Below are 21,453 nucleotides of genomic sequence, written 5' to 3'. Positions count from 1 at the left end.
TCGGTTCGTTGCGGTCGAGGCTGCCAGCCGGGCACGCGGTTTGCAAACCTGCCCTTCGCCATGCCCAGGATGCGGCCTGGCAATGCAGGAGTAGTGACAGAATGGCGAGTGAACCCGTCCCTCCCGTGATGGAGGCGATCCGCCTCTGGACCGGCGTCGAATGCCCCAACGCGGCCGGTCTGCGGAGCCTCGACGACTTCACGGCGCTGATCCAGGAATTCGAGGCGCTGCGCGGCACGCTGGTGTTTGAGGACGAGCCCTCCAGCTTCGAAGCCGCCCTGCGCGCCGAAGCGGAGCCCGGCGCATGAGCGACCTCGCCGAACTCTCCGTCACCGACGCCGCATCGGCCTTCGCGAAGGGCGAGGTGACTGCCGAGGCGATGGTGCGCGCCTGCCTCGCCCGCATCGATGCGCATGACGTCAAGGTGAATACCGTCATCCGCCTGGACCGGGAGGCCGCGCTCGAAGCCGCGGCTGCGCAGGACAAGGCGCGTGCCGGCGGTGTGGCGCTCGGCAAGCTGGCCGGCGTGCCGATGATGCACAAGGACATGTACTACCGCACCGGCAAGGTCTCGACCTGCGGCTCGAAGATCCGCCGCGATTTCACCCCGACGGTGACCGCGACCGCGTTGCAGCGCCTGGATGCAGCCGGTGCCATCGACATGGGCACGCTGAACATGGCGGAGTTCGCCCAGAACCCGACCGGCCACAACGCCCATTTCGGCGACTGTCACAATCCGTGGAATCTGCCTTACTGCACAGGCGGCTCCTCCTCCGGCTCGGGTGCCGGCGTCGCCGCGCGCTTTTTCGCCGCCGCGCTGGGCTCGGATACCGGCGGGTCGATCCGCCTGCCGGCCTCCATCTGTGGCGTGACGGGCATCAAGGGCACCCAGACGCGCGTGCCGCGCACCGGGGTGATGCCGCTCTCCTTCAGCATGGACAATGTCGGCCCGCTGACCCGCACCGCGCGCGACGCGGCGCGCGTCATGACGGTGATCTCGGGCAGCGACGACATCGACCCGACCGCCGCCCCGGAAGCCGTGCCGGACTATGAAGCCGCGCTGACCGGCGACATTCGCGGGCTGCGCATCGCCGTGCCGCATGAATGGTTCTTCGACAGCGCCGATGACATCGTGGTCACCGCCTTCGAGGCCGCGCTCGAGGTGCTGAAGGCGCGCGGCGCGACGGTGGACTACGTCGCCTGCCCGTCGCTGCGCGCGATCGGCGCCTATGTCGCCGTGGTCAGCCGCGTCGAAGGAGCCACCATCCACGCCAACTGGATGCGCGATCATCCGGGCGACTACGCGATCCACCTCTCCGGCCGCCTCTACGGCGGCTATGCCATTCCGGGTACCTACTACCTGGAAGCGCTGTCACGGCGCGGCGCCCTCCTGCGCCAATTCTGCAAGGAGGCCTTCATCGACCATGACATCGTCGCCACGCCGACCCTGCGCATGCGCGTGCCCACGCTGGCCGAGACCGACATCGACGTCGATCCCGCGGCTAATTGGGCGCGGCACATGGCCGTCTCGGCCAATACGCGCCCCTTCAACTATCTCGGCCTGCCGACGGTCAGCGTGCCCTGCGGGCTCGACGATCGCGGCCTGCCGATGGGCCTGCAACTCTCGGCACGCCCCTTCGGCGAGGGCCGCGCACTGATGGTCGCCGATGCCTACCAGCAGGACACCGACTGGCACGCCCGCATGCCACCACTGGCCTGACCGGTCAGCCCGGCCCGACCGGCGGAAAGCGGTCGAAGACGGGCGGGTGATAGGCCTCGCCGCGCCAGCGGTGGCGGCTCACCACCCGTCGGGTCCGCGCGTCGCGGATGGTGATCTCCGGCATCGCGCCCTGCGGTGCCGGCCGGCGCTCCACCTGGTATCGCCGCGTCCAGCCGGTGCGGCGGCCACCGATCTCGCCTTCGCTGTGCACGGCCGAAACCAGGCTGCCGAAGACCGGACGCAGCACCGCGCCCTCGACCAGCAGCAGATGCAACGCTGCGGTCGAGGTGCTGCGACCGGTCGAGGTGTAGGAATTGGACACTCGAATCCCGATCGTCGGCCGCACACCAAGCGGCGCCTGCTCCACCGCGGTCAGCAGGCAGGCCCAGAGCGGGCCGAGCGTGATCGGCTCGAACGACGCCGGCCCGGCGAGGATGGCAGGCTGGCCATCGGCGCCATCGCGCATAAGCGCGACTACGATCTCCTCGCGGTCATTCGGCACCGCCACGAGGAACACGCCCTCCGCCGGCGCGCCCCAAGGGGCGAAGGCGATGCAGGGTGGCTCGCCTGTCGGCGCGTCCTGTCCGGGCGTGGCCAACAGGGCCCGCGCCGCCGTGCGTTCGTCCAGCGTGAGCGCCGCGCCTGGCGCCATCAGCGCCAAGGCCACAAGTAGCCGGGCCAGCGCCATCATCCGCGCAGCGCCTTGATCTGTGCCGGATAGCCCGACGGATCGACCGCGACATCGATCAGCACCGGCCCCTTCGCCGCGCAGGCCGATGCCATCGCCTCGGCGAGTTCGGTCTCGGTATTCGCGCTCAGCCCGACGCCACCCATCGACCGCATCGCGGCCGCGAGGTCCGCGCGCGGCCAGCCCAGCGCACCCTCCGGCAGGTCGCGCTTCTCCTTCTTGATGTCGATCAGCGAGAGCGTCGCGTCGTTGAACACCACCACCACCAGCTTGACGCCGAGTGTCGCCGCCGTGGCCAGCTCCCCGAGCCCCATCAGCAACCCGCCATCCCCGGTGAAGGCGAGCCCCCCGCGCGCCGGGTCATGCAATGCCGCCGCGATCGCCGCCGGCAGCGCGAAGCCCATCGTCGCCAGCCCATTCGAGATCAGCAGATCCCCCGGTCGCTCGCACTGCCAGAAAGTCGTGGCGGGAAACATATGCGCCCCGGCATCGACCGCGACGCGCGGATCGAACCCGGCCTTGCGGCAAGCCGCCTGCGTGATCTCGACCAGCCGCTGCGGCCCGATCCCGCCACCGCGCTTCGGGTCGTTGGCGAGCGTCAGCAGCCAGCCCTCGCGCAGCGCCGCGATCGACTGGGGGTCCCAATCCGAGCGCTTCGCCCCTTCGGCGATCGCGGCGAGCGCCGGCCCGATCGCGCCAGACAGCGCTGCCGCCGCCACGGCATAGGGCATGGCCCGCGGCGCCGTCGCCACCTCGACCACCGGCACCGGCCAGCGCCACGGCCTGGGGATGAATTCCACCGGATCGGCGCCGACCATGATCACCGCATCGGCGCCATCGAGCACCGGGCCTTCCGCCGCGCCGCAGGTGAAGATGCCGGCGAAATGCGGGTCGGTGTCGGCGATCACGCCCTTGGCCTTGTAAGTGACCAGCGCCGGGCAGCCGAGCGCGGCGACCAGCGCGCGCAATTCCGGCGCGGCGTCCACCGCCTCCAGCCCAACCACCACCACCGGGCGCCTGGCAGCCGCCAGCACCTGTCGCGCTGCCGCCACCGCGGCCGCGTCGGGCATCGGCAGGGCAGGGCGCGCCACGCGCGCCGGAAGCACCGCCGCCTGCTTCGCCGCCCCGGCTGAGAGTTCGATCAGCGCGGCCCCCCGCGGCGCAGCGAGCACGGCGTCGATCGCGCGGCTCGCCGCCTCGCCCGCCGCCATCTGCCCGACCGAGAGCTGCACCTTGGTCACCGGCGCGAGCATCGCCGCATGGTCGAAATACTGATGCGTGGCGAAGGCGCGCTCCGTCGGCGCGAAGCCATCGGCCAGCAGCACCACCGGCGCGCGGTCGAGTGCCGCATGCGCCATGCCGTTCGCCGCATTGCCCACCCCCGGGCCGCGCGTGCACAGCGCGACGCCCGGCGTGCCGGCAAGTTCCGCCTCGGTCGCCGCCATGATCACCGCCGAGGTCTCATGCCGGGCGAGCACGAAGTCGATCCCCCGCGCCTTGGCGGCGGCGACCAGATCGAGGCTCGAGCCACCCCCGGGCACGCCATAGATGCGCCTGGTGCCGGCGGCGGCGAAGGCGGCGACAATCGATTCGGCGGCGGTGGTCGGGGCAGGCTCGGTCATCGGGCACTCCGGCGTTATGGACGCACGACGATAGGGGCGACGGCGCGCGCTGCCCATCCGGGGACCAGCGTTCGCCCGCTTCCTGGGCAAAACCGTCGTGGTTGCCACGCCGTGACAGCAACGCAGGCTTGCGCCGGCACCCCCGCCCCGGCAAGGCTGGTGACCGGAGGACTTCGCGACGGTGACCAAAACGACCCCAACCTTCGACGAGATGACGGCCGATGGTCTGTTCCGCGGACCCTATGCCGAGATCGCCCGCTGGCTCGCCGCCACCCCGCGCGAGGCGCTGGAACGACGACGGCACGAGGCCGAATTGCTGTTCAAGCGCATCGGCATCACCTTCGCGGTGTATGGCGAGGGTGGCGACCCGGAACGGCTGATCCCCTTCGACATCATCCCGCGCATCCTCGCGCGCGCCGAATGGGAGTCTCTCTCACGCGGGCTGGTGCAGCGGGTCAAGGCGCTGAACCTGTTCCTGCTCGACGCCTATGGCGCGCAGGAGATCCTCAAGGCCGGCCGCATCCCCGGCGCGCTGGTGCGCGACAATGAAGCGTTTCGCCCCGAGATGACCGGCTTTGTCCCGCCGGGCGGCGTCTATACCCATATCGCCGGCATCGATGTGGTGCGCACCGGCGCCAGCGATTTCTGGGTGCTCGAGGATAATTGCCGCACGCCGTCGGGCGTCTCCTACATGCTGGAAGGGCGGGAGGCGATGCTGCGGCTCTTCCCCGGCCTCTGCGCCGCCCACCACATCGCCCCGGTCAGCCACTACCCCGAGGAACTGCTCGAGACGCTGAAATCCGTAGCACCCGAGAATTGCCGCGGCCGGCCGCGCGTCGCCATCCTGACGCCGGGCTCCTTCAACAGCGCCTATTACGAACATTGTTTCCTCGCCGACGAGATGGGCGTCGAAGTCGTCGAGGGTCCAGACCTCTTCGTCGAGGACGACGTCGTCTTCATGAAGACCACCACCGGCCCGCGCCGCGTCGACGTGATCTATCGTCGCATCGACGACGACTATCTCGACCCCCGCGTCTTCCGCCCCGAAAGCGTGCTCGGTGTCCCCGGGCTGATGGCCGCCTACAAGGCTGGCAACGTCGCCCTCGCCAATGCGCCAGGTGCGGGCATCGCCGACGACAAGGCGATCTACCCCTATGTGCCCGAGATGATCCGCTTCTATCTCGGCGAGGAACCGCTGCTGTCCAACGTGCCGACCTATCTGTGCGAACGCGCCGACGACCGCGCCTATGTGCTCGAACACCTGCATGAACTGGTGGTAAAGCTGACCCATGGCTCGGGCGGCTACGGCATGCTGGTCGGCCCGCACAGCACCGCCGAACAGCGCGCCGACTTCGCCGCCCGCATCAAGGCCAAGCCGCACGAGTACATCGCCCAGCCGACGCTCGCCCTGTCCACCGTGCCGACGCTGGTCGAGAGCGGCATCGCGCCGCGCCATGTCGACCTGCGGCCCTTCATCCTGTGCGGCAAGGATGTGCGCGTGGTCCCCGGCGGGCTGACGCGCGTGGCGCTGCGGGAGGGCTCGCTGGTGGTCAATTCATCGCAGGGCGGCGGCACCAAGGACACCTGGGTGCTCGAGGACGACCCCGCTGATGTGCCGGCGGTCGCGCCATCGCCGCAGACCCAATCGCAATCCCAGGGACCGTCGAAGGGGCAATCCCAGTCCCAGACGCAAGGGACGGCCCCATGCTGAGCAGCACCGCCGACAGCCTCTACTGGCTCGGCCGCTACATGGAGCGGGCCGGCAACAATGCGCGCGGCCTGCAGGTGACGCTGCGCATGGCGAGCCTGACCGGCGCGGTCGACCGGCGCGACAATGCCTGGCGCGCGCTGCTCACCGCCTCGGGCTGCGCGCCCGGCTTCGCCGAGACAGGCGCGGAGATGTCGCAGGCCAATGTGGTGCGCTACCTCGCCGCGGACGCCACCAACGGTTCCTCCATCCTGTCCTGCATCGAGGCGGCGCGGAGTAACGCGCGCCGCGTGCGCACCGCGCTGACCACTGACATGTGGGAAGCGGTGAACGAGACTTGGTCGGAAGGCCGCCGCACCACCGAGGCGACCTTCACGCCCGACAACCTCCCGGCCTTCCTCGACTGGGTGAAGTCGCGCACCATCCTGTTCAACGGCGCCTATGCCGACACCATGCTGCGCGACGAGGCCTGGAGCTTCGTGCGGCTCGGCACGATGTTCGAACGCGCCGACAACACCGCCCGCGTGCTCGACGTGCATCACCACGCGCTGGCGGGCACCGAGGAAGGCGGCGCGGTCGCCTATGTGCAGTGGCAGGCGATCCTGCGCTCGGTTTCGGCGCTGCGCGCCTACCAATGGGTGTACCATTCGCGACTGGACCCCGAGCGCATCGCCGAACTGCTGATCCTGCGCCCGGAACTGCCGCGCTCGATGATCGCCTGTTACGCCCGTATCGAAGAAACGCTCGACGGCATCGCCGCCCTGCATGGAGGGCGGCGCGGCGAATGCCACCGCCTGGCCGGCGAGATGCATGCGAGGCTCCGCTTCGGACGCATCGAGGACATCATGAAGGGCGGGCTGCACGAGTTCCTGACTGCGACGATCAATCGCAATCTCGAACTCGGCAAGCAGATCCAGGAATTCTATCTCCAGGCGTAGTTTTTACCCTCAGACGCCGGGCGGCCCGCATCCGCGGGCCTTGGCTTCGCGCCGTGCACTGGTGCGCTGGGGGCGGTGGGTGGTCTGGGCGCGGTCGCACCGTGCGCTCGCGGCCCGATGCGGCGCATCGGGCCGAAGGAGGGCGGCGGTGCTCGCGGTGGAGCGGGGCAGGGCGGAACGGCGTCCTCGCACTTGACGTGCCGCCCGCGATGACCGTCTCTCCAACCCTGTGGAGGCACCTGTCATGACCTATTGCGTCGGGCTCTATCTCAAGCAAGGGCTGGTGCTGCTGTCGGACACCCGCACCAATGCCGGGGTCGACCACATCTCCACCTTCTCGAAGATGCATGTCGAGGAAGTGCCCGGCGAACGCATGATCGCCATGCTCTCCTCGGGTAATCTCGCCATCAGCCAGCAGGTCTGGTCGCGCCTGCAGGAAGGCGTCTGGCTCGACGGCGAACGGCACACTCTGCGCGACGTCCCTTCCATGTTCCGCGCCGCCCAGCTCATTGGTGCCGCGGTCCGCGCCGTGTTCGAGGCCGACGGCCCCTCATTGCGCGCCCAGGGCTTCAGCTTCGACGTCGCCCTGCTGCTGGGTGGGCAGATCACCGGCCAGCCGATGCGCCTGTTCATGATCTACGCCGCCGGCAACTTCATCGAAGCCACCGAGGACACCCCCTTCCTGCAGATCGGCGAGCACAAATACGGCAAGCCGATCCTCGACCGCGTCGTCACCCCCGACACAACGCTGGTCGACGGCGTGAAGCTCTCCCTCATCAGCATGGATTCCACGCTGCGTTCGAACCTCACCGTCGGCATGCCGCTCGATCTGCTCGTGTATCGGGAAGGCGGCTGCTGCGCCACGCTGCGCAAGCGCATCACCGAGGACGAACCCTATTTCCGCTCCGTCCGCGAAGGCTGGTCGAACAGCCTGCGCGAGGCCTACCGCGCCATGCCGGTGCCGGATTGGGTGCCGACCTGACCGCTTGCCTCCGCCCGCCGGCAATGCCCCTAATGCCGGAAACGAAGCGGGAGGATGGCACCATGATCGGACGCAGGGCCACATTGGCGCTGGCTACACTGGCAAGCGCTGCGGTGGCGCGCGGCGCCTCGGCGCAGGCATGGCCGTCTCGGCCCATCCGCATCATCGTGCCCTTCGGCCTGGGTGGGTCGGCGGACGTCGCCGCCCGCTTCCTCGGCGAACTGCTGACCCAGGCGCTCGGCCAGCCGGTGGTGGTCGAGAACCGCCCCGGCGCCGGCGGCACCATCGGTGCCGACGCCGTGGTCAAGGCCGCGCCGGACGGTCACACCCTGCTGCTGATGTCCAATACCCACACGGCGAATGAGACGCTGCTGCCCAACCGCCCCTATGTGCTGATGCGCGACCTTTCGCCTGTCGCCTTCATCAATGTCGCGCATCATGTGCTGGCGGTGCATCCCTCCCTGCCGGCGAATTCGCTGCAGGAACTCATCGCCTACGCGAAGGCCAATCCCGGCAAGATCGACTACGCCTCCTCCGGTCCCGGCACGCCCTATCACATCGCCGGCGAGGTGTTCCGCGCCCGCGCCGGCATCGAGATCACCCACATCCCCTTCCGCGGCTCGAACGAGGCGCGCACCGCGCTGATCTCCGGCCAGGTGCCGATGATGTTCGACGCCATCCCGACCATGGCCGAACAGGCCCGCGCCGGCAGCGTGCGCGCGCTCGCCACCACCGGCCTGCGGCGTAGCCCGCTGCTGCCCGACGTGCCCACCGTCGCCGAGGTGCTGCCCGGCTACGAGGCCAGCATCTGGCTCGGACTGATGGCCCCCGCCGCGACGCCGATGGAGATCCGCCAGAAGCTGAACGCCGAGGTCAATCGCATCATGGCGCTGCCGGCAACGCAGGCGATGCAGACGCGCATGGGCGCGCTGGTCGACCCGATGGACATCGCTGCCTTCGACCGCTTCCTGCGCGAGGATATCACCCGCCAGGCCGAAGGCATCCGCCTCGCCGGCATCCAGGCGAATTGAGGCCCGCATGGTCGCCTTCACCCTGAACGGTGCGGCGGTGGAGGCGGCGGTCGAGGACGGCACGTCGCTGCTGCACGCGCTGCGCGGCCCGCTCGGCCTGTCCGGCCCACGCTTTGGCTGCGGCACGGAGCAATGCGGCGCCTGCGTCGTGCTGCTGGATGGCGCGCCGGCTTATGCCTGCACGCTGGACACTGTATCGGTGGCGGGGCGCAGCGTGACGACGGTCGAAGGCCTCGGCACGCCCGAGGCGCCACACGCCTTGCAGCGCGCCTTCCTGGCGGAACAGGCGGGGCAGTGCGGCTTCTGCCTGTCGGGCATCCTGGTCGCCTCGGCGGCACTGCTGGCACGCGAACCGGACCCGGATGACCTGGCAATCCGTGCCGCGCTCGATCCGCATCTGTGCCGCTGCGGCAGCCACAACCGCATCATCCGCGCGGTGAAGCGCGCGGCGGCGGAGCTGCGGGCGTCCGATCGCCAGAGGGCACAGCAGCCGCAGGCAGCGAGCACCGGCGGCGTGAACCGGCCGAAGGGCGACAACGCATGACCAGCGACCTCGACCGCCGCGCCGCGCCGCCGGGCAAGCTGCCTGGCAACCTCGCCACCAATCCGCGCCTCGATCGCTGGCTGACGTTCGACGCGGCCGGTCACGTGACCGTCACACCGGGCAAGGTCGAACTCGGCCAGGGCATCCTGACGGCGCTCGCGCAGATCGTCGCCGAGGAACTCGACGTCGCGCTGCCCCGCATCCGCCTGCGCGCGGCCGCGACGCCCGACAGCCCGAATGAGGGCGTCACCTCCGGCAGCCTCTCGGTGCAGGACAGCGGCATGGCGCTGCGCCACGCGGCCGCAGCCGCGCGCGCCATCCATCTGCAGGTCGCCGCCCAACGCAGCGGCGCGGCGCTCGACACGCTGCGCATCGAGGATGGCGCCTTCCTCACCCCCGACGGCAGCGAGGTCGGCTCCTACTGGTCGCAGGCCGGGGCAGGGCTGCTCGCCTGCGAGGCGCCAGTCGAAGCGCGCGCCAAGCCGCCCGAGGCGCGCCGCATCGCCGGCGCCTCGGTGGCGCGGCTCGACCTGCCGGACAAGGTCTTCGGCGCCGCCCGCTTCGTCCATGACCTGCGCCTGCCGGGCATGCTGCACGCCCGTGTGGTCCGTCCACCGGCCCGTCATGCGCTGCTGCTCGCTATCGCCGAGGGTGCGCTGCCAGCTGGCGTCACCCTGGCGCACGACGGCGCTTTCCTCGCAGTGGTCGCCGAGACCGAGCACGCCGCCGAACGCGCTGTGGAACGCCTCGCCCCCCACGTCACCTGGGATGCGCAGGACACCCTGCCGCCCGAAGCCGCGCTGACCGACTGGCTGCGCGACGAACCGGGCGAACACGCTGTCATTCTCGACCGCGACGACCCGGCACCGCTCGCCGCGCAGACGCTGCGCGCCAGCTTCACCCGCCCCTACGTGACCCACGCGTCGATCGGCACCTCCTGCGCCGTCGCGCGCTGGCAGGACGGCACACTCGAGGTCTGGACCCATTCCCAGGGCGTCTACAATCTCCGCGCCGACCTCGGGAAAGCGCTCGCCATGGCGGAGGACGCCATTCTCGTCCGCCACATGGAGGGCGCGGGCTGCTACGGCCACAATGGCGCCGATGACGTCGCGCTGGACGCCGCCCTCGCCGCCCGAGCCGCCCCGGGCCGGCCGGTTCGCCTGCTGTGGTCCCGGGCGGAGGAACTCGGCTGGGGCCCGATGTCCTCGGCCATGCTGGTGGAGGTCGAAGCCTCGCTGGACGCGCAGGGCAATATCGCCGCCTGGCGCGAGGAAGTGACCAGCCACGGCCATTCCTCCCGCCCGGGGCGCAACCCGAATGCGACGCTGCTCGCCGTCGAATACATGGACCCGCCGCGCGACATCCCGAACGCCATCAACCCGCCGCTCGCCTCCGGTGGCGGCGCGCAGCGCAACGCGGTGCCGGCCTATCGCATCCCGAAACTCACCATTGGGCTGAAGCGCATCGCGCGCATGCCGCTGCGCGTCTCTGCCCTGCGTGGCCTCGGCGCGCCGGCCAACGTCCTGGCGATCGAATCCGTCATGGATGAACTCGCCGCCATGGCCGGGGAGGATTCCCTGGACTTCCGCCTGCGCCACCTCGACGACCCGCGCGGCCGCGAGGTGCTGGCGCTGGCCGCCGAGATGGCCGGCTGGCGCGGCCGCACAAAGCGCGAAGGTTTCGGTCTCGGCCTTGCCTACGCCCGCTACAAACACACCGGCGCGTACTGCGCCGTCGCCGCCGAGATCGAGGCGCTCGACCGCGTCGTCTGCCGCCGCCTCTGGATCGCTGCCGATGTCGGGGAGGCGATCAATCCGGATGGCGTGCTGAACCAATACGAAGGCGGTGCCATCCACGGCGTGTCGATGGCGCTGAAGGAACAGGTCACCTTCGACGCCCGCGCCGTCACCAGCGACGCTTGGGAGACCTACCCCATCCTGCGCTTCTCCGAGGTGCCGACTGTCGAATCGCGCCTGATCGCGCGGCCCGACCTGCCGCCGCTTGGGGCAGGGGAGGCGTCGCTCTCGCCCACCGTCGCCGCCATCGCCAATGCGATCCACGACGCGCTCGGCATCCGTCCGCGCGCCATGCCCTTCACGCCGGGGAACCTCGCCGCTTCATGATCCCGCTCACCCTTGCCTGCACATCCTCCGACCGAACCAGGCCGCTGATGGATGGGCGCTTTCGCGTCCCCGGCTGCGACATCACCTTCCTGCCCGGCGAACCGGAGGACATCTTTCGCCGCGCGTTGCGCGACAAGGCGTTCGACATCAGCGAATTGTCGATGGGCAGCCACATCGTCACCACCGCGCGCGGCGACAGCCCCTATGTCGGCGTTCCGGTGTTTCTCTCGCGCGCCTTCCGCCATTCCGCGGTCTATGTCCGCACCGATCGCAGCATCCGCACGGCGGCGGACCTCGCCGGCCGTACCATCGGCCTGCCCGAATACCAGCAGACGGCGGCGCTTTGGGTGCGCGGCTTCCTGCGCGAGCAATACGGCGTGGACACCAGATCCATCGCCTGGCGTACCGCGGGCGAGCGCGTCGCCATCACCCTAGCGCCTGAATTCGACGTAAAGCCGCTCGGCCGCGACCTCGAAGCGGCGCTGGCCGCCGGCGAGATCGACGCTCTGATCGCCCCGCGCCCGCCCGCCTGCTTCACCGACCGCTCCGTCCCGGTGGACCGCCTGTGGCCCGACACCCGCGCCGAGGAACAGGCCTGGTTCACGACGACCGGCTTCTTCCCGATCATGCATTGCCTGGCCGTGCGAAAGGACATCGCCGACCGCCACCCCTGGTTGCCGGTCGAGTTGTTCCGCGCCTTCACCGCCGCCAAATCCGCCTCGATCGCCGAACTGCGCCTGGTCAACGTGCTGCGCGTCTCGCTCCCCTGGATCGCCGCCGAGGCCGAGGCGCAGATCGCCGCCATGGGCGGCAACCCCTGGCCCTATGGCTTCCGCCGCAACCGCGACGAGGTCGCCGCGATGATCCGCTACGCCGTCGCCGATGGCCTCGCCGCCCGGGAGATCGAGCCCGAGGCGCTGTTCCACCCCTCGGTGCTCGACCTGATGGATGCGGCGTAAGGGGTTGCCTGCCCTGCGCTGGCGCCGCATCAAGGCGCCAGCAGTCCTGGGAGAACATCCAATGATCACACTGACCCGCCGCGCCGTCCTCGGCGCCGCCGCCGCGACCCTCGCGGCCCCCGCCGTGCGCGCGCAGGGCACCGCCATCCGCATCGTCGTCCCCTTCGCCCCCGGCGGTTCCACCGATGCCGTGGCCCGGCTGGTCTCCCCGGGCCTGACCCAGCGCCTCGGCGTACCCGTGGTGGTCGAGAACCGGGGCGGTGCCGCCGGTTCCATCGGTACCGACGTCGTCGCCAAGGCGCGCCCCGACGGCCAGACCTGGCTGCTCACCTTCGACAGCCACTCGACGCTCGCCGCACTGATCCCCCAATTGCCCTTCAACCCGGATCGCGACCTTGACCCGGTCATGCTGATCGGCGGCGCGCCCTATGTGCTCGCCTCCAAGCCCGACAAGCCGTTCCAGAATATCGCCGACGTGGTGAACGGCGCGAAGGCACGGCCTGAGGCGGTCTCCTTCGGCTCGACCGGCAACGGCACGATCGGCCACCTGACCATGGTGCTGCTGCAGGCGCAGACCGGCACGCGCATGACGCATCTGCCCTATCGCAGCGGTGGCCTCGCGGTGAACGACACCGTCGCCGGCCATGTCGACATGATGATTGGCTCCGCCGCGGTGGTCAGCCCGCATGTGCAGGGCGGCACGCTGCGCACCTTCGCCCAGTTCGGCCCCGAACGCCTGCCGGCGCTCGCGCAGATGCCGACGGTCGGCGAGGCCGGCTTCCCGGGCCTCGAGGCCGAGGCATGGTGGGGTGTCTTCGCCCCGCACGGCACGCCGCAGGAAGCGGTGATGCGCATGAACGCGGCGCTGAAGGAATCCCTCATGACCGAGCAGGTGCGCCGCACCATGGAGGAGACGCAGCAGGCGCGCCTAATCATGTCCGACCCAGCCGCCCTCGGCGTCTTCCTCCAGCGCGAAGTGGCGAAGTGGAGCGCCGTGGTGCGCGACAACAACATCCGCGCCGACTGACCCTCCCCACTGTCGCGGCCAGGCCTCGGCCGCGACGGTCCCCGCCCGGTCGGGCCGTGATTCCCGCATGGCACACCGCCGGGATCGGCGTCGCATGGAAGGCGGCACTGACCGGGCGTATGTACGCCGGCCTGCCGAACCGCCGCATCGCCCGTCGGCGGCTGCGTTCCTCTCGAAGTCTGGTACCTGCTGTCCATGCTGTTTCGTCGCCGCAAGCTCCCGCCCGAACTCCGCCAGGCGCTGACGGCGGCCGAGCGCGCGGAGCGCGTCGCGCGGCGCCCCGGACTCTGGCGACGGCGCCTCGCCATGGTGCTGCCGGGCGCGCTGGTGCCCTCCCTGCTGATCATCATCGGCTACTTGGTCTGGCAACCTGGTCGCGGCGCGCCGCCGACCATCGCGCTGCCCACCGTTGTGACGCCGAGCGCCAGCCAGTTGCCCCCCATGACCCGACCCGCCGCTCCGGCGATCCCTCGCGTCATCTATGGCACGACCCCACCGGCATCAGAGGCCGCCGGACCCGCCGGGGCCTTCACCGTCCGCGTCGCGGTGGTCGATGGCGACACCCTCGCGACCGGCAGCGACCGGCTGCGCATCAACGGCATCGACGCGCCGGAGATGCACCAGATGTGCGAGCGCGGCGGCGCCCTCTATGCCTGCGGGGAGGCGGCCCGCGCCGCCATGGCGCGCATCGTCGGCAACGGCGCCGTGACCTGCGAATCCATCGGCGTCGATCGCTACAGCCGCCGTGTGGTGCGGTGCGCCGGGGCGGATGGGCGGGATATCGCCGCCGCACTGGTCGCGCAGGGCTGGGCGATGGCCTACCGGGAATACTCGATGGACTACGTGGCGCAGGAGGAGACGGCCCGCGCGCAAGGCCGCGGCCTTTGGGCCGGCCGCTTCGAAGCCCCTTGGGATTGGCGCCATCGGCAGCGCCAGTAACGCGCCCGGCCATCGCCGGCCGGACCGTTCCGGATACGTATTTTCCACGGAATTTCAAGGGGCTGCCGGTTGACCGCGCGAGCCTGGCACGGCCTATGCAACTCAGGTCACACGTCGCTACCGGCTTCACGACAAATGAGTGGGAGAATCCCCTGCATGCGCAACACGCGCCGCCACGCCCGCCTGATTCGCGTCTCGGCCACGGCTGCTGGCATCGGCGCGGCATGGATTGCCGCCCTGACCGTCGCCCCGGCGGCAGCTTTTGCCTCTCCCTGTGACATTGCCATGCCGGTTGCCGGCGAATTCTCTTCGGGCTTCGGCTATCGCGGCCGCGGCTTCCACCCCGGCGTGGACATCCGCGCACCCTACGGCTCGCCGATCCAGGCCGCCCGTGACGGCACCGTGGTCTATGCCGGGCGGTATTATGCCTATGGGCTGATCGTCGACATCCAGCATGCCGACGGCACGATTGCCCGCTACGCGCATCTGTCGCGCATCGCGCCGGGCATTGCCCCGGGCGCGCCGGTCCCGGCGCGTGCCAGCATCGGCAATGTCGGCCGGACCGGGCGGACGACCGGCGCCCATCTGCATGTCGAACTGCGGCGGGACAGCCGCCCGGTCGACCCCTGGCCCTGGCTCACGCAGACCGCCGCGGCCTGCCTCGATGACCGTCAGGTGGCCGAAGCGCCGCGCTGAACGTCCATTTGGGAACGCGCGATCCGGCACGTTCCCAAATCCGGCACCGGCCGCGCGCGGGAGCATCCTGGAATGGGCGGCTGGGTAGCGCGCGGGCAGGTGCCGCACGTTCCAAACAGACCCTGAACCCCCGCGGCGCCGGGGGTGGCATATCCCTTCGACGCCCGGATCAGCCCCGCGCGCGCCGCAACGCCGCCTGCGCCATGGTGTCGAGCGCGCCGAGAAAACGCGAGCGGTCCGCTGCGGTCATCGGCGCCGGTCCGCCGGTCATCGCGCCGCTCTCGCGCAGATGCTGGGACAGTTCCCGCCCGGCGAGCGCGGTACCGATATTGTCCGTCGTCCAGGGCTTGCCCTTGAAGGACAGCGCGAAGGCACCCTTGGCCAGGCAGCGCGCCGCCAGCGGAATGTCCGCCGTCAGGCATACATCGGTCGGCCGCGCTTCCTCGGCGATCCAGTCATCCGCCTTGTCGGCGCCCTCGCTGACCACCACGAGCCGCACATTGGGCAGGGCAGGCGGGCGCACCGGCCGCGATCCGTTGGTCACCAGCACCATCGCGACGCCGAGGCGGCCGGCGACGCGCGCCACCTCCTCACGAACGGGGCAGGCATCGGCATCGACGAGGAAGCGGGGCGGTTGGTCCATCCTCCACACCTAAAGCAGATCTGACGCGGCTGGAATCGGCCCGATGCATGATGAGGCCGGCGCCACCCGGCCGCGACACGCCCTGCGGCATCGACAACGGAGATCGGCCAGCCGCTGCGGCGGCGCGGACACGACGGCTGGGCGGCCGCGCCATCCTCTCATATACAGGCACCGAGCTGCCTTCAGGGGGGATACACCAGCATGACGGATCAGGCCGCACCGGCCCCAGCGTGGCACGATATTCTGCGCCAGGCGCTCAAGGATAACGACGTCCGCCTGGTCGCCTATGTCCCCGACAACGTGCTGCGGCCGTTGATCGAGGGCATCCACGCCGACCCCTACTTCACCGCCTTCACCTGCGCGCGTGAAGAAGAAGCCGTCGGCATCGTCACCGGCGCCAACATGGCCGGCATGCGCGGCGTAGTGATGATGCAGACCTCCGGCTTCGCCACCCTGCCCAACGTACTGGCCTCACTGCCGGTCGCCTTCCAGGTGCCGGTGGTGATGGTGGTCTCCGAACGCGGCACCATGGGCGAATTCAACCCCGGCCAGGCGATCGTCTGCCGCACCATGCGGCCGATCCTCGACAGCATGGGCATCGAGCACCACACCATGACAAGGCTAGACGAGGCCGCCTTCATGGCAGACCGCACCATCCGCCAGGCCTTCGCCACGCGCTGGCCGGCCTGCTTGATCATCTCGCCCCTGCTGAGCGGAGGCCGCAAGTGACCGACACCACCGACAACCTGCATGTGATGAACCGCGCCGCGCTGACAATACGCCTCGTCGGCAAGCTGGAAAACCGCGAGGCGGTGATCGGCGGCATTGGCAATTCCAATTGGGACCTCTGGGGCGCCGGCAAGGAGCGCGGCGAGAATTTCTACATGCTCGGCAGCATGGGCCTCGCCGCGCCGATCGCTTTCGGCGTCGCCATCGCCCAGCCGAAGCGCCGCGTCTTCGCGCTGGAAGGCGACGGCTCGCTGCTGATGCAACTCGGCTGCCTGTCCACCATCGCGGCGCAGAAGCCGGCGAACCTCACCATCGTGATCTGGGACAACGGCATCTACCAGATCACCGGCGGGCAGGGCACACCGGCGGCAGCCGCGCGCACCGACATGGTGGCGATCGCTCGCGCTTCGGGCATCGCCTCGGCCGCCTGGGCGGCGGATGAGGCGGAATTCGACGCGTTGGTCACCAAGGCACTGACCACCGACGGGCCGCATGTGATCGGCGTGAAGATCGACAACGAACCAGGCCGCAACCAGACCGACCGCGACCCGATCCGCTTCCGCGAAACCTTCTCACGGGCGATGGCGCAGGCGGTTTAGAGCGTCTCGGCGGGGGCGCTGCTCCTCTCTGAACCTCTGCCCTCAAAGGTCCTGGGGCCATCAATGGCTTCGGGCGACGCTCCACCACGGCCTGCGGTGGTGCGACGCCTGTGCCGGCGACAGGCCCTTACAGGACGCTCCACCATCGCTTCGCGCGCTGCCGCCGGCGAGGCGTGTTCGATCGCTTCGGCATGGACAGTCTCCAGGCCCGGCCAATCGATCCTCCGCCTAGCGCAGGCTGGGGTCGTCCAGAATGGCCAGTACGGCGTGCAGGATGCGCACGGCGCGCTCGTGGCCTGCTTCGTGGGCGTTGGCGAGCGCACTCTCCAATGCCGGTGTCACGGCGGCCAGATAGCCAGTGGCCGATGAGTCAACCGCGCGGTGCGGAAGCGACGTTGCCGCGCTCGGCGCTGGCAACACGGCATTTGCGCGGGTCGTAGAAACCATGTTCATAACAACCACCCTATCGCTATCGCTTGTTGCAGTATTCGCTCGCCCATAGCGTTAGGTCGCGGATGCCGCGTGTCGCAATACGATTGAATGCCCTCAGTGGTTGTATGCGTTCGCACATTTAGCCAATCGACTGAGATGATTAGTTTTGTGGGATTTTATCGTTGTCTCGTAACGCTCGTTTGACGCAGTATTAATGGGCGTCTGCTTCGCGTGGCGACGGGAAACGCCGTTTTCGCGGATTTTTCGGGCGCACCCATTCGCCAATGGGTTAGGCGTCACAATCGTGGCGGCGCCCGAATAACGATCGACAAGTGGACCGTCCAGTCCCGGAAGGACCCTATGCAGCGCAGCGCCGTCTCCATCGCCATCGAGCAGGCTCTGCGAGCGGAGCTCGCTCTGACGGATCAGCCGCGCGTCGCTCTCGAAGCGATAGCGGAGGAACTATTCGCATCGCTGGACAGAATCGCCACAACTGGGGATCAACGAGGCGCACAGGCAATGCAGGCCGCACAGCGCGAATTCAAGGAAGTCTTCGCGAGGGTCTGGCGTGAATACGGCGGCGACGGCGCGCTCCCGCCGCCCAACGTGCCCGACGACTCCTCGTGCGTGTACTACCGGCCGCGCGCGAACTGAGTGTCGACCTCGGCCGCGATAGCAAGTGCTTCGGCGGCATAGTGGATGGGCTCAGGGAAGGCCGCATCCATCCCGCCGAAAAGTAGCTGCAAGCCGCCGATCCCCTCCGCCCTTATGCCGACAACAGCGCATGATGGCGTTGGAGGGGCGGCCCCCAGCGTTTTCCCGCCTCATCCCAACCGCTGCTGATCCCCATCCACCGACAACGCCTGCCCGCTCACTGTCGCCCCGAATGGGGAGCACAGATACAGCGCCATGTTGGTGATATCCTGCTGCGTCACGTAGCAGCGCAGCGACACATCCCGCAGCAGCTCGGCCTCCTTCTCCTTGAACGCCACGCCCTGCGCCTGCGCCTTGGCCTCGATGACGCGACGGATGCGGTCCCCGGCCACCAGCCCGGGCAGGATGGCATTCACCCGGATACGATCTGGCCCCAGCTCGATCGACAGCGACTTGGTGAACCCCACCACCCCCCACTTCGCCGCCGCATAGGGGCTGCGCAGAGGAAAGCCGAAGCGCCCCGCCGCCGAGGACAGGTTCACGATCGACCCACCCCCCGCCTGGCGCAGATGCGGCACCGCCCGCCGCGCGCAATGGAACATCGCGGCCAAGTCAATGCGCAGCGTCGCTTCCAGCGCCTCGGGCGTCACGTCTTCCACGCGCGCGGTCGGCCCGGCGATGCCGGCATTGTTCACCAGCACATCGAGCCCGCCGAGCGTCGAGGCCGCGACATCGACGAATTCCTCGCAATCGGCGACCTCGCCCATGTCGGCGCGCATCTTCGGGTGCGGACAGTCGGCCAGCGCCTCGGCATCGATGTCCGACACGAACACCCGCGCCCCGCGGGCGACGAAACTGTCGGCCATGACACGGCCGATGCCGCCGGCCCCCGCACTGATCGCGACCCTCAGGCCGCTCAGGTCCACCGTCAGCGGCTGGTTGCTGCCCTGCATCACGCATTCTCCCCTGTGAAACGCTTCACCCATGGTCCCGCCAGGCGAGGTAGCCGGCAAGGCCGCCGTTTCGTTGCGCTGTTTATCCGGGCTATGTTCGGCCCATGAACACCACCGAGTTCGTCTCCCTCGTCACCATCGTCTGGATCGCCGTCATCATCCTGGCGATCCTGGTCGCGCTGCGCGGCGTGCGCACCGTGCCGCAGGGCGAGGTCTGGACGGTCGAGCGCTTCGGCGCCTTCACCCGCATGCTCGCACCGGGCCTGAACTTCATCATCCCCTTCGTCGACGGCATCGGCCGGCGGGTGAATGTGCAGGAACAGGTGCTCGACATCCCCGAGCAATCCGTCATCACCCGCGACAACGCGACGGTGGCGGTCGATGGCATCGTCTATTACCGCGTCATGGACGCGACCAAGGCGGCCTATGCGGTGCAGGACCTCGGCGTCGCGCTCACCGCGCTGACCATGACCAACATCCGCGCCGTGATCGGCGAGATGGAACTCGACGCCACGTTATCGGGGCGCGAGCGCATCAACTCCTCGCTGCTCGCAATCTTGGACGGCGCGACCGACCCCTGGGGCGTGAAGATCGCCCGCGTCGAGATCCGCAAGATCGAACCGCCCGAAAACCTCATCCGCGCCATGAACCTGCAGATGACCGCCGAGCGCGAACGCCGCGCCACCGTCGCCAAGGCGGAAGGCGAGCGCGAGGCTGAGATCAAGCGCGCCGAGGGTGAGAAGCAGGCGCTCATCCTGCAGGCGGAGGGCCGCAAGGAAGCCGCCTTCCGCGACGCCGAGGCGCGCGAACGCTCCGCCGAGGCCGAAGCCAACGCGACGCGCATGGTCGCCGAGGTCGCCGCCGGCGCCGGCACCGACGCGCTGCGCTACTTCATCGCCGACAAATACGTGAAGGCATTCGAGGTGTTGGCCGGCAACACCGCGCAGAAGCTGGTGATCGTGCCGATGGAAAGCAGCGCGCTGGCCGGCGGCATCGCCCAGGCGATGGAATTGCTGCGCGCGCCGGATGGCCAGTTCCCGCCCCGCACGCCGCGCCCGCCCGCCGCCCCGCCGGAGGTGCCCTCGCCATGGACCCAGCGCTGATCTGGATCCTCGCCGGGTTGGTCCTGCTCGGCGCCGAGACGCTCATCCCCGGCGTCTTCCTGCTGTGGGTGGGGCTCGCCGCCATCGGCACCGGCCTGATGCTTCTGCTGATCACGCCGCCCTTCTGGGTGGTCGTGACGGTGTTCATCGTTCTGCTGGCGGCCGGGATCGGCCTCGCGCTGCGGCTGCGGCGTACCAGCCCGACCAGGCCGCAGGTGAATACGCCAAGTTCCGGCCTGGTCGGCCGCATCGGCGTGCTGGCCGAGCCGAATTCCACCGGTCCGCGCGTGCGGGTCGGCGATTCCGATTGGGCGGCACGGCTGGCCGGCGACCTCGCCGGCGTGCCGGCCGGGACGCGGGTGCGGGTGGAAGGCGTTGACGGCACGACGCTGGTGGTGCGTCCTGAATAGCCCGCCTTGTTCCCGATCAAGGCACGCGGCCCCGGCAATGACCATGCTGACGCTGTTGAGGGAGCCAGGTTCCACATGAATACCACCGAAGCAACCATCGAAGGCGGCCACGCGCACCGGCTTTTCGTCGTGGCCAATGGCAGCCACGGCAAGGCCTATCTGAAGCGCCTTGGCGAGACCGGCTACGATGCCGTCCTGGTCTGGGTGTCGCCCGATGCGCGTGCGAAGGACTCGACGCTCGGCGAGGACCGGCCCGGCCGCGCCTTCGCCAGCGCCGGGGCGACCGCGCGCAGCGCGATGGAATATGACGGCAAGGACGACAGCCCCAAGGAACACGCCAAGCGCGACCTGGCGCGGCTGATGGCCGAGGAGATCGCCTCCGCGCTGCGCGCCGGGACGGTGCAAAGCGTCGTGCTGGTCGCCCCCGCGCCGGTGGCCACCGCGATCCGCGAGCATCTGCCGAATGACCTCCGCAAGGCCCTGGCCGGTGAGGAACACCGTGATTTGACCGCCCTGCCGGTCGCGGAAGTCTTCGAGCGGCTGGATGCGCTGCGTCACGGATCGTAACGGCCCTTGATCCGGGGCCGGGCATGGGCCACGTCACTGAGGCTATGGAAACGCATCGCCGCCCCCCCGTGATCGACATGACGCCGGACGGACAGTTCCGAGATCCCGTCCCGCCACGCACCATGGGCACCTTCGACCGGCTGCTCGCCCGCATCGGCGGCATCGCCATGCTGGTGGCGCTCGGCGCCGGGGTGCTGGCGCTGGCCGGCCTCGCCGTGCTGGCGCTGAGCGTGCTGCTGCCGATCGCCCTGATCGCCGGCCTCATTGGCGCCGGGTCGCTGTGGTGGCGCATGCGCCGCCATGGCGGCCAATCCGTCCGCTTCGTCTTCATCCGCCGCTGACAATCGCCAGCGGGCCCGCGCCGCGATAGCTTCTCGCCCGGAAAA

General features: G+C 69.7%; 24 protein-coding genes. 19 read left to right on the top strand and 5 right to left on the bottom strand.

Features of this window, described 5'->3' with window-relative positions; genetic code table 11:
* The first annotated feature begins 101 nt into the window (after window positions 1-101).
* Both IEY36_RS01985 and IEY36_RS01980 read left to right on the top strand, forming a co-directional pair.
* Window positions 102-308: a hypothetical protein gene (locus IEY36_RS01985; protein WP_188965222.1), complete on the top strand. Its 207-nt coding sequence runs from the start codon at window positions 102-104 to the stop codon at window positions 306-308.
* On the top strand, window positions 305-1,720 hold the full coding sequence (locus tag IEY36_RS01980) for an amidase (RefSeq protein WP_188965221.1): 1,416 nt from the start codon (window positions 305-307) through the stop codon (window positions 1,718-1,720). Before IEY36_RS01985 ends, IEY36_RS01980 begins: the two co-directional genes overlap by 4 nt.
* Window positions 1,721-1,724: 4 nt before the next feature.
* On the opposite strand, the gene IEY36_RS01975 is transcribed toward IEY36_RS01980, so the two are convergent.
* Window positions 1,725-2,411, bottom strand: coding sequence for a hypothetical protein (locus IEY36_RS01975; protein WP_188965220.1), 687 nt, complete (start codon window positions 2,409-2,411; stop codon window positions 1,725-1,727).
* Window positions 2,408-4,030: a thiamine pyrophosphate-dependent enzyme gene (locus tag IEY36_RS01970; protein WP_188965219.1), complete on the bottom strand. Its 1,623-nt coding sequence runs from the start codon at window positions 4,028-4,030 to the stop codon at window positions 2,408-2,410. Before IEY36_RS01970 ends, IEY36_RS01975 begins: the two co-directional genes overlap by 4 nt.
* Window positions 4,031-4,211: 181 nt before the next feature.
* On the opposite strand from IEY36_RS01970, the gene IEY36_RS01965 reads away from it, so the two are divergent.
* From IEY36_RS01965 to IEY36_RS01920, 10 genes are all read left to right on the top strand, one after another.
* Complete coding sequence (locus IEY36_RS01965; protein ID WP_456307039.1) at window positions 4,212-5,741, top strand: circularly permuted type 2 ATP-grasp protein; 1,530 nt, start codon at window positions 4,212-4,214, stop codon at window positions 5,739-5,741.
* Window positions 5,735-6,676, top strand: coding sequence for an alpha-E domain-containing protein (locus IEY36_RS01960; protein WP_188965218.1), 942 nt, complete (start codon window positions 5,735-5,737; stop codon window positions 6,674-6,676). Before IEY36_RS01965 ends, IEY36_RS01960 begins: the two co-directional genes overlap by 7 nt.
* A gap of 244 nt (window positions 6,677-6,920) precedes the next feature.
* Window positions 6,921-7,658 (top strand): proteasome-type protease, encoded by a 738-nt coding sequence (locus IEY36_RS01955; RefSeq protein WP_188965217.1) that lies wholly within the window; start codon window positions 6,921-6,923, stop codon window positions 7,656-7,658.
* A gap of 62 nt (window positions 7,659-7,720) precedes the next feature.
* On the top strand, window positions 7,721-8,689 hold the full coding sequence (locus tag IEY36_RS01950) for a tripartite tricarboxylate transporter substrate binding protein (protein ID WP_188965216.1): 969 nt from the start codon (window positions 7,721-7,723) through the stop codon (window positions 8,687-8,689).
* Window positions 8,690-8,696: 7 nt separating this feature from the next.
* Window positions 8,697-9,233, top strand: coding sequence for a (2Fe-2S)-binding protein (locus tag IEY36_RS01945; protein WP_188965215.1), 537 nt, complete (start codon window positions 8,697-8,699; stop codon window positions 9,231-9,233).
* Window positions 9,230-11,356, top strand: coding sequence for a xanthine dehydrogenase family protein molybdopterin-binding subunit (locus tag IEY36_RS01940; protein WP_188965214.1), 2,127 nt, complete (start codon window positions 9,230-9,232; stop codon window positions 11,354-11,356). Before IEY36_RS01945 ends, IEY36_RS01940 begins: the two co-directional genes overlap by 4 nt.
* A complete protein-coding gene (locus IEY36_RS01935) occupies window positions 11,353-12,315 on the top strand; it encodes a substrate-binding domain-containing protein (RefSeq protein ID WP_188965213.1) in 963 nt (320 codons plus the stop codon). Before IEY36_RS01940 ends, IEY36_RS01935 begins: the two co-directional genes overlap by 4 nt.
* Before the next feature lie 61 nt (window positions 12,316-12,376).
* On the top strand, window positions 12,377-13,342 hold the full coding sequence (locus IEY36_RS01930) for a tripartite tricarboxylate transporter substrate binding protein (RefSeq protein ID WP_188965212.1): 966 nt from the start codon (window positions 12,377-12,379) through the stop codon (window positions 13,340-13,342).
* 195 nt (window positions 13,343-13,537) lie between these two features.
* Entirely contained in the window at window positions 13,538-14,281 is a 744-nt protein-coding gene (locus IEY36_RS01925; protein ID WP_229681029.1) for a thermonuclease family protein, read from the top strand.
* Between the two features lie 156 nt (window positions 14,282-14,437).
* Window positions 14,438-14,977 (top strand): M23 family metallopeptidase, encoded by a 540-nt coding sequence (locus IEY36_RS01920; RefSeq protein ID WP_188965211.1) that lies wholly within the window; start codon window positions 14,438-14,440, stop codon window positions 14,975-14,977.
* A 169-nt stretch (window positions 14,978-15,146) separates the two neighbouring features.
* Here the strand turns inward: IEY36_RS01920 and IEY36_RS01915 are convergent, their stop codons facing one another.
* Window positions 15,147-15,620 carry a YaiI/YqxD family protein gene (locus tag IEY36_RS01915; RefSeq protein ID WP_188965210.1) on the bottom strand — a complete coding sequence of 158 codons (474 nt, stop codon included), beginning with the start codon at window positions 15,618-15,620 and terminating at the stop codon, window positions 15,147-15,149.
* Between the two features lie 201 nt (window positions 15,621-15,821).
* On the opposite strand from IEY36_RS01915, the gene IEY36_RS01910 reads away from it, so the two are divergent.
* Entirely contained in the window at window positions 15,822-16,349 is a 528-nt protein-coding gene (locus IEY36_RS01910) for a thiamine pyrophosphate-binding protein (RefSeq protein ID WP_188965209.1), read from the top strand.
* Window positions 16,346-16,948, top strand: a complete 603-nt coding sequence (locus IEY36_RS01905; RefSeq protein WP_229681028.1) for a thiamine pyrophosphate-dependent enzyme — start codon at window positions 16,346-16,348, stop codon at window positions 16,946-16,948. The genes IEY36_RS01910 and IEY36_RS01905 overlap by 4 nt, the downstream gene beginning before the upstream one ends.
* A gap of 228 nt (window positions 16,949-17,176) precedes the next feature.
* Here IEY36_RS01905 and IEY36_RS01900 read toward each other — a convergent pair whose 3' ends face one another.
* Window positions 17,177-17,401 carry a hypothetical protein gene (locus IEY36_RS01900; protein ID WP_188965208.1) on the bottom strand — a complete coding sequence of 75 codons (225 nt, stop codon included), beginning with the start codon at window positions 17,399-17,401 and terminating at the stop codon, window positions 17,177-17,179.
* A 339-nt stretch (window positions 17,402-17,740) separates the two neighbouring features.
* Between IEY36_RS01900 and IEY36_RS01895 the strand changes: the two genes are divergently transcribed.
* Window positions 17,741-18,034: a hypothetical protein gene (locus IEY36_RS01895; RefSeq protein WP_188965207.1), complete on the top strand. Its 294-nt coding sequence runs from the start codon at window positions 17,741-17,743 to the stop codon at window positions 18,032-18,034.
* A 170-nt stretch (window positions 18,035-18,204) separates the two neighbouring features.
* Here IEY36_RS01895 and IEY36_RS01890 read toward each other — a convergent pair whose 3' ends face one another.
* On the bottom strand, window positions 18,205-18,987 hold the full coding sequence (locus tag IEY36_RS01890) for an SDR family oxidoreductase (protein ID WP_229681026.1): 783 nt from the start codon (window positions 18,985-18,987) through the stop codon (window positions 18,205-18,207).
* Between the two features lie 104 nt (window positions 18,988-19,091).
* Between IEY36_RS01890 and IEY36_RS01885 the strand changes: the two genes are divergently transcribed.
* The 4 genes from IEY36_RS01885 to IEY36_RS01870 all read left to right on the top strand — a co-directional run bounded on the left by IEY36_RS01885 (window position 19,092) and on the right by IEY36_RS01870 (window position 21,408).
* A complete protein-coding gene (locus IEY36_RS01885) occupies window positions 19,092-20,090 on the top strand; it encodes an SPFH domain-containing protein (RefSeq protein WP_188965206.1) in 999 nt (332 codons plus the stop codon).
* Window positions 20,075-20,500 carry an NfeD family protein gene (locus IEY36_RS01880; RefSeq protein WP_188965205.1) on the top strand — a complete coding sequence of 142 codons (426 nt, stop codon included), beginning with the start codon at window positions 20,075-20,077 and terminating at the stop codon, window positions 20,498-20,500. The genes IEY36_RS01885 and IEY36_RS01880 overlap by 16 nt, the downstream gene beginning before the upstream one ends.
* A gap of 75 nt (window positions 20,501-20,575) precedes the next feature.
* Window positions 20,576-21,067, top strand: coding sequence for a host attachment protein (locus IEY36_RS01875; RefSeq protein WP_188965204.1), 492 nt, complete (start codon window positions 20,576-20,578; stop codon window positions 21,065-21,067).
* A 23-nt stretch (window positions 21,068-21,090) separates the two neighbouring features.
* Window positions 21,091-21,408: a hypothetical protein gene (locus IEY36_RS01870; RefSeq protein WP_229681024.1), complete on the top strand. Its 318-nt coding sequence runs from the start codon at window positions 21,091-21,093 to the stop codon at window positions 21,406-21,408.
* Window positions 21,409-21,453: the final 45 nt, after the last annotated feature.

The sequence above is a fragment of the Neoroseomonas lacus genome (genome assembly GCF_014644535.1).
GTDB lineage: Bacteria > Pseudomonadota > Alphaproteobacteria > Acetobacterales > Acetobacteraceae > Neoroseomonas > Neoroseomonas lacus.
Note: the sequence above shows the minus strand (reverse complement) of the source record. Positions and strands in the feature narration are given on the sequence as shown.

What these genes read in the sequence shown, in the direction of transcription:
- IEY36_RS01985 (WP_188965222.1), top strand. Translation starts at nt 102, where the DNA reads ATGGCGAGTGAACCCGTCCCTCCCGTGATGGAGGCGATCCGCCTCTGG.
- IEY36_RS01980 (WP_188965221.1), top strand. Translation starts at nt 305, where the DNA reads ATGAGCGACCTCGCCGAACTCTCCGTCACCGACGCCGCATCGGCCTTC.
- IEY36_RS01975 (WP_188965220.1), bottom strand. Translation starts at nt 2,411, where the DNA reads ATGATGGCGCTGGCCCGGCTACTTGTGGCCTTGGCGCTGATGGCGCCA.
- IEY36_RS01970 (WP_188965219.1), bottom strand. Translation starts at nt 4,030, where the DNA reads ATGACCGAGCCTGCCCCGACCACCGCCGCCGAATCGATTGTCGCCGCC.
- IEY36_RS01960 (WP_188965218.1), top strand. Translation starts at nt 5,735, where the DNA reads ATGCTGAGCAGCACCGCCGACAGCCTCTACTGGCTCGGCCGCTACATG.
- IEY36_RS01955 (WP_188965217.1), top strand. Translation starts at nt 6,921, where the DNA reads ATGACCTATTGCGTCGGGCTCTATCTCAAGCAAGGGCTGGTGCTGCTG.
- IEY36_RS01950 (WP_188965216.1), top strand. Translation starts at nt 7,721, where the DNA reads ATGATCGGACGCAGGGCCACATTGGCGCTGGCTACACTGGCAAGCGCT.
- IEY36_RS01945 (WP_188965215.1), top strand. Translation starts at nt 8,697, where the DNA reads ATGGTCGCCTTCACCCTGAACGGTGCGGCGGTGGAGGCGGCGGTCGAG.
- IEY36_RS01940 (WP_188965214.1), top strand. Translation starts at nt 9,230, where the DNA reads ATGACCAGCGACCTCGACCGCCGCGCCGCGCCGCCGGGCAAGCTGCCT.
- IEY36_RS01935 (WP_188965213.1), top strand. Translation starts at nt 11,353, where the DNA reads ATGATCCCGCTCACCCTTGCCTGCACATCCTCCGACCGAACCAGGCCG.
- IEY36_RS01930 (WP_188965212.1), top strand. Translation starts at nt 12,377, where the DNA reads ATGATCACACTGACCCGCCGCGCCGTCCTCGGCGCCGCCGCCGCGACC.
- IEY36_RS01925 (WP_229681029.1), top strand. Translation starts at nt 13,538, where the DNA reads ATGCTGTTTCGTCGCCGCAAGCTCCCGCCCGAACTCCGCCAGGCGCTG.
- IEY36_RS01920 (WP_188965211.1), top strand. Translation starts at nt 14,438, where the DNA reads ATGCGCAACACGCGCCGCCACGCCCGCCTGATTCGCGTCTCGGCCACG.
- IEY36_RS01915 (WP_188965210.1), bottom strand. Translation starts at nt 15,620, where the DNA reads ATGGACCAACCGCCCCGCTTCCTCGTCGATGCCGATGCCTGCCCCGTT.
- IEY36_RS01910 (WP_188965209.1), top strand. Translation starts at nt 15,822, where the DNA reads ATGACGGATCAGGCCGCACCGGCCCCAGCGTGGCACGATATTCTGCGC.
- IEY36_RS01900 (WP_188965208.1), bottom strand. Translation starts at nt 17,401, where the DNA reads ATGAACATGGTTTCTACGACCCGCGCAAATGCCGTGTTGCCAGCGCCG.
- IEY36_RS01895 (WP_188965207.1), top strand. Translation starts at nt 17,741, where the DNA reads ATGCAGCGCAGCGCCGTCTCCATCGCCATCGAGCAGGCTCTGCGAGCG.
- IEY36_RS01890 (WP_229681026.1), bottom strand. Translation starts at nt 18,987, where the DNA reads ATGCAGGGCAGCAACCAGCCGCTGACGGTGGACCTGAGCGGCCTGAGG.
- IEY36_RS01885 (WP_188965206.1), top strand. Translation starts at nt 19,092, where the DNA reads ATGAACACCACCGAGTTCGTCTCCCTCGTCACCATCGTCTGGATCGCC.
- IEY36_RS01880 (WP_188965205.1), top strand. Translation starts at nt 20,075, where the DNA reads ATGGACCCAGCGCTGATCTGGATCCTCGCCGGGTTGGTCCTGCTCGGC.
- IEY36_RS01875 (WP_188965204.1), top strand. Translation starts at nt 20,576, where the DNA reads ATGAATACCACCGAAGCAACCATCGAAGGCGGCCACGCGCACCGGCTT.
- IEY36_RS01870 (WP_229681024.1), top strand. Translation starts at nt 21,091, where the DNA reads ATGGGCCACGTCACTGAGGCTATGGAAACGCATCGCCGCCCCCCCGTG.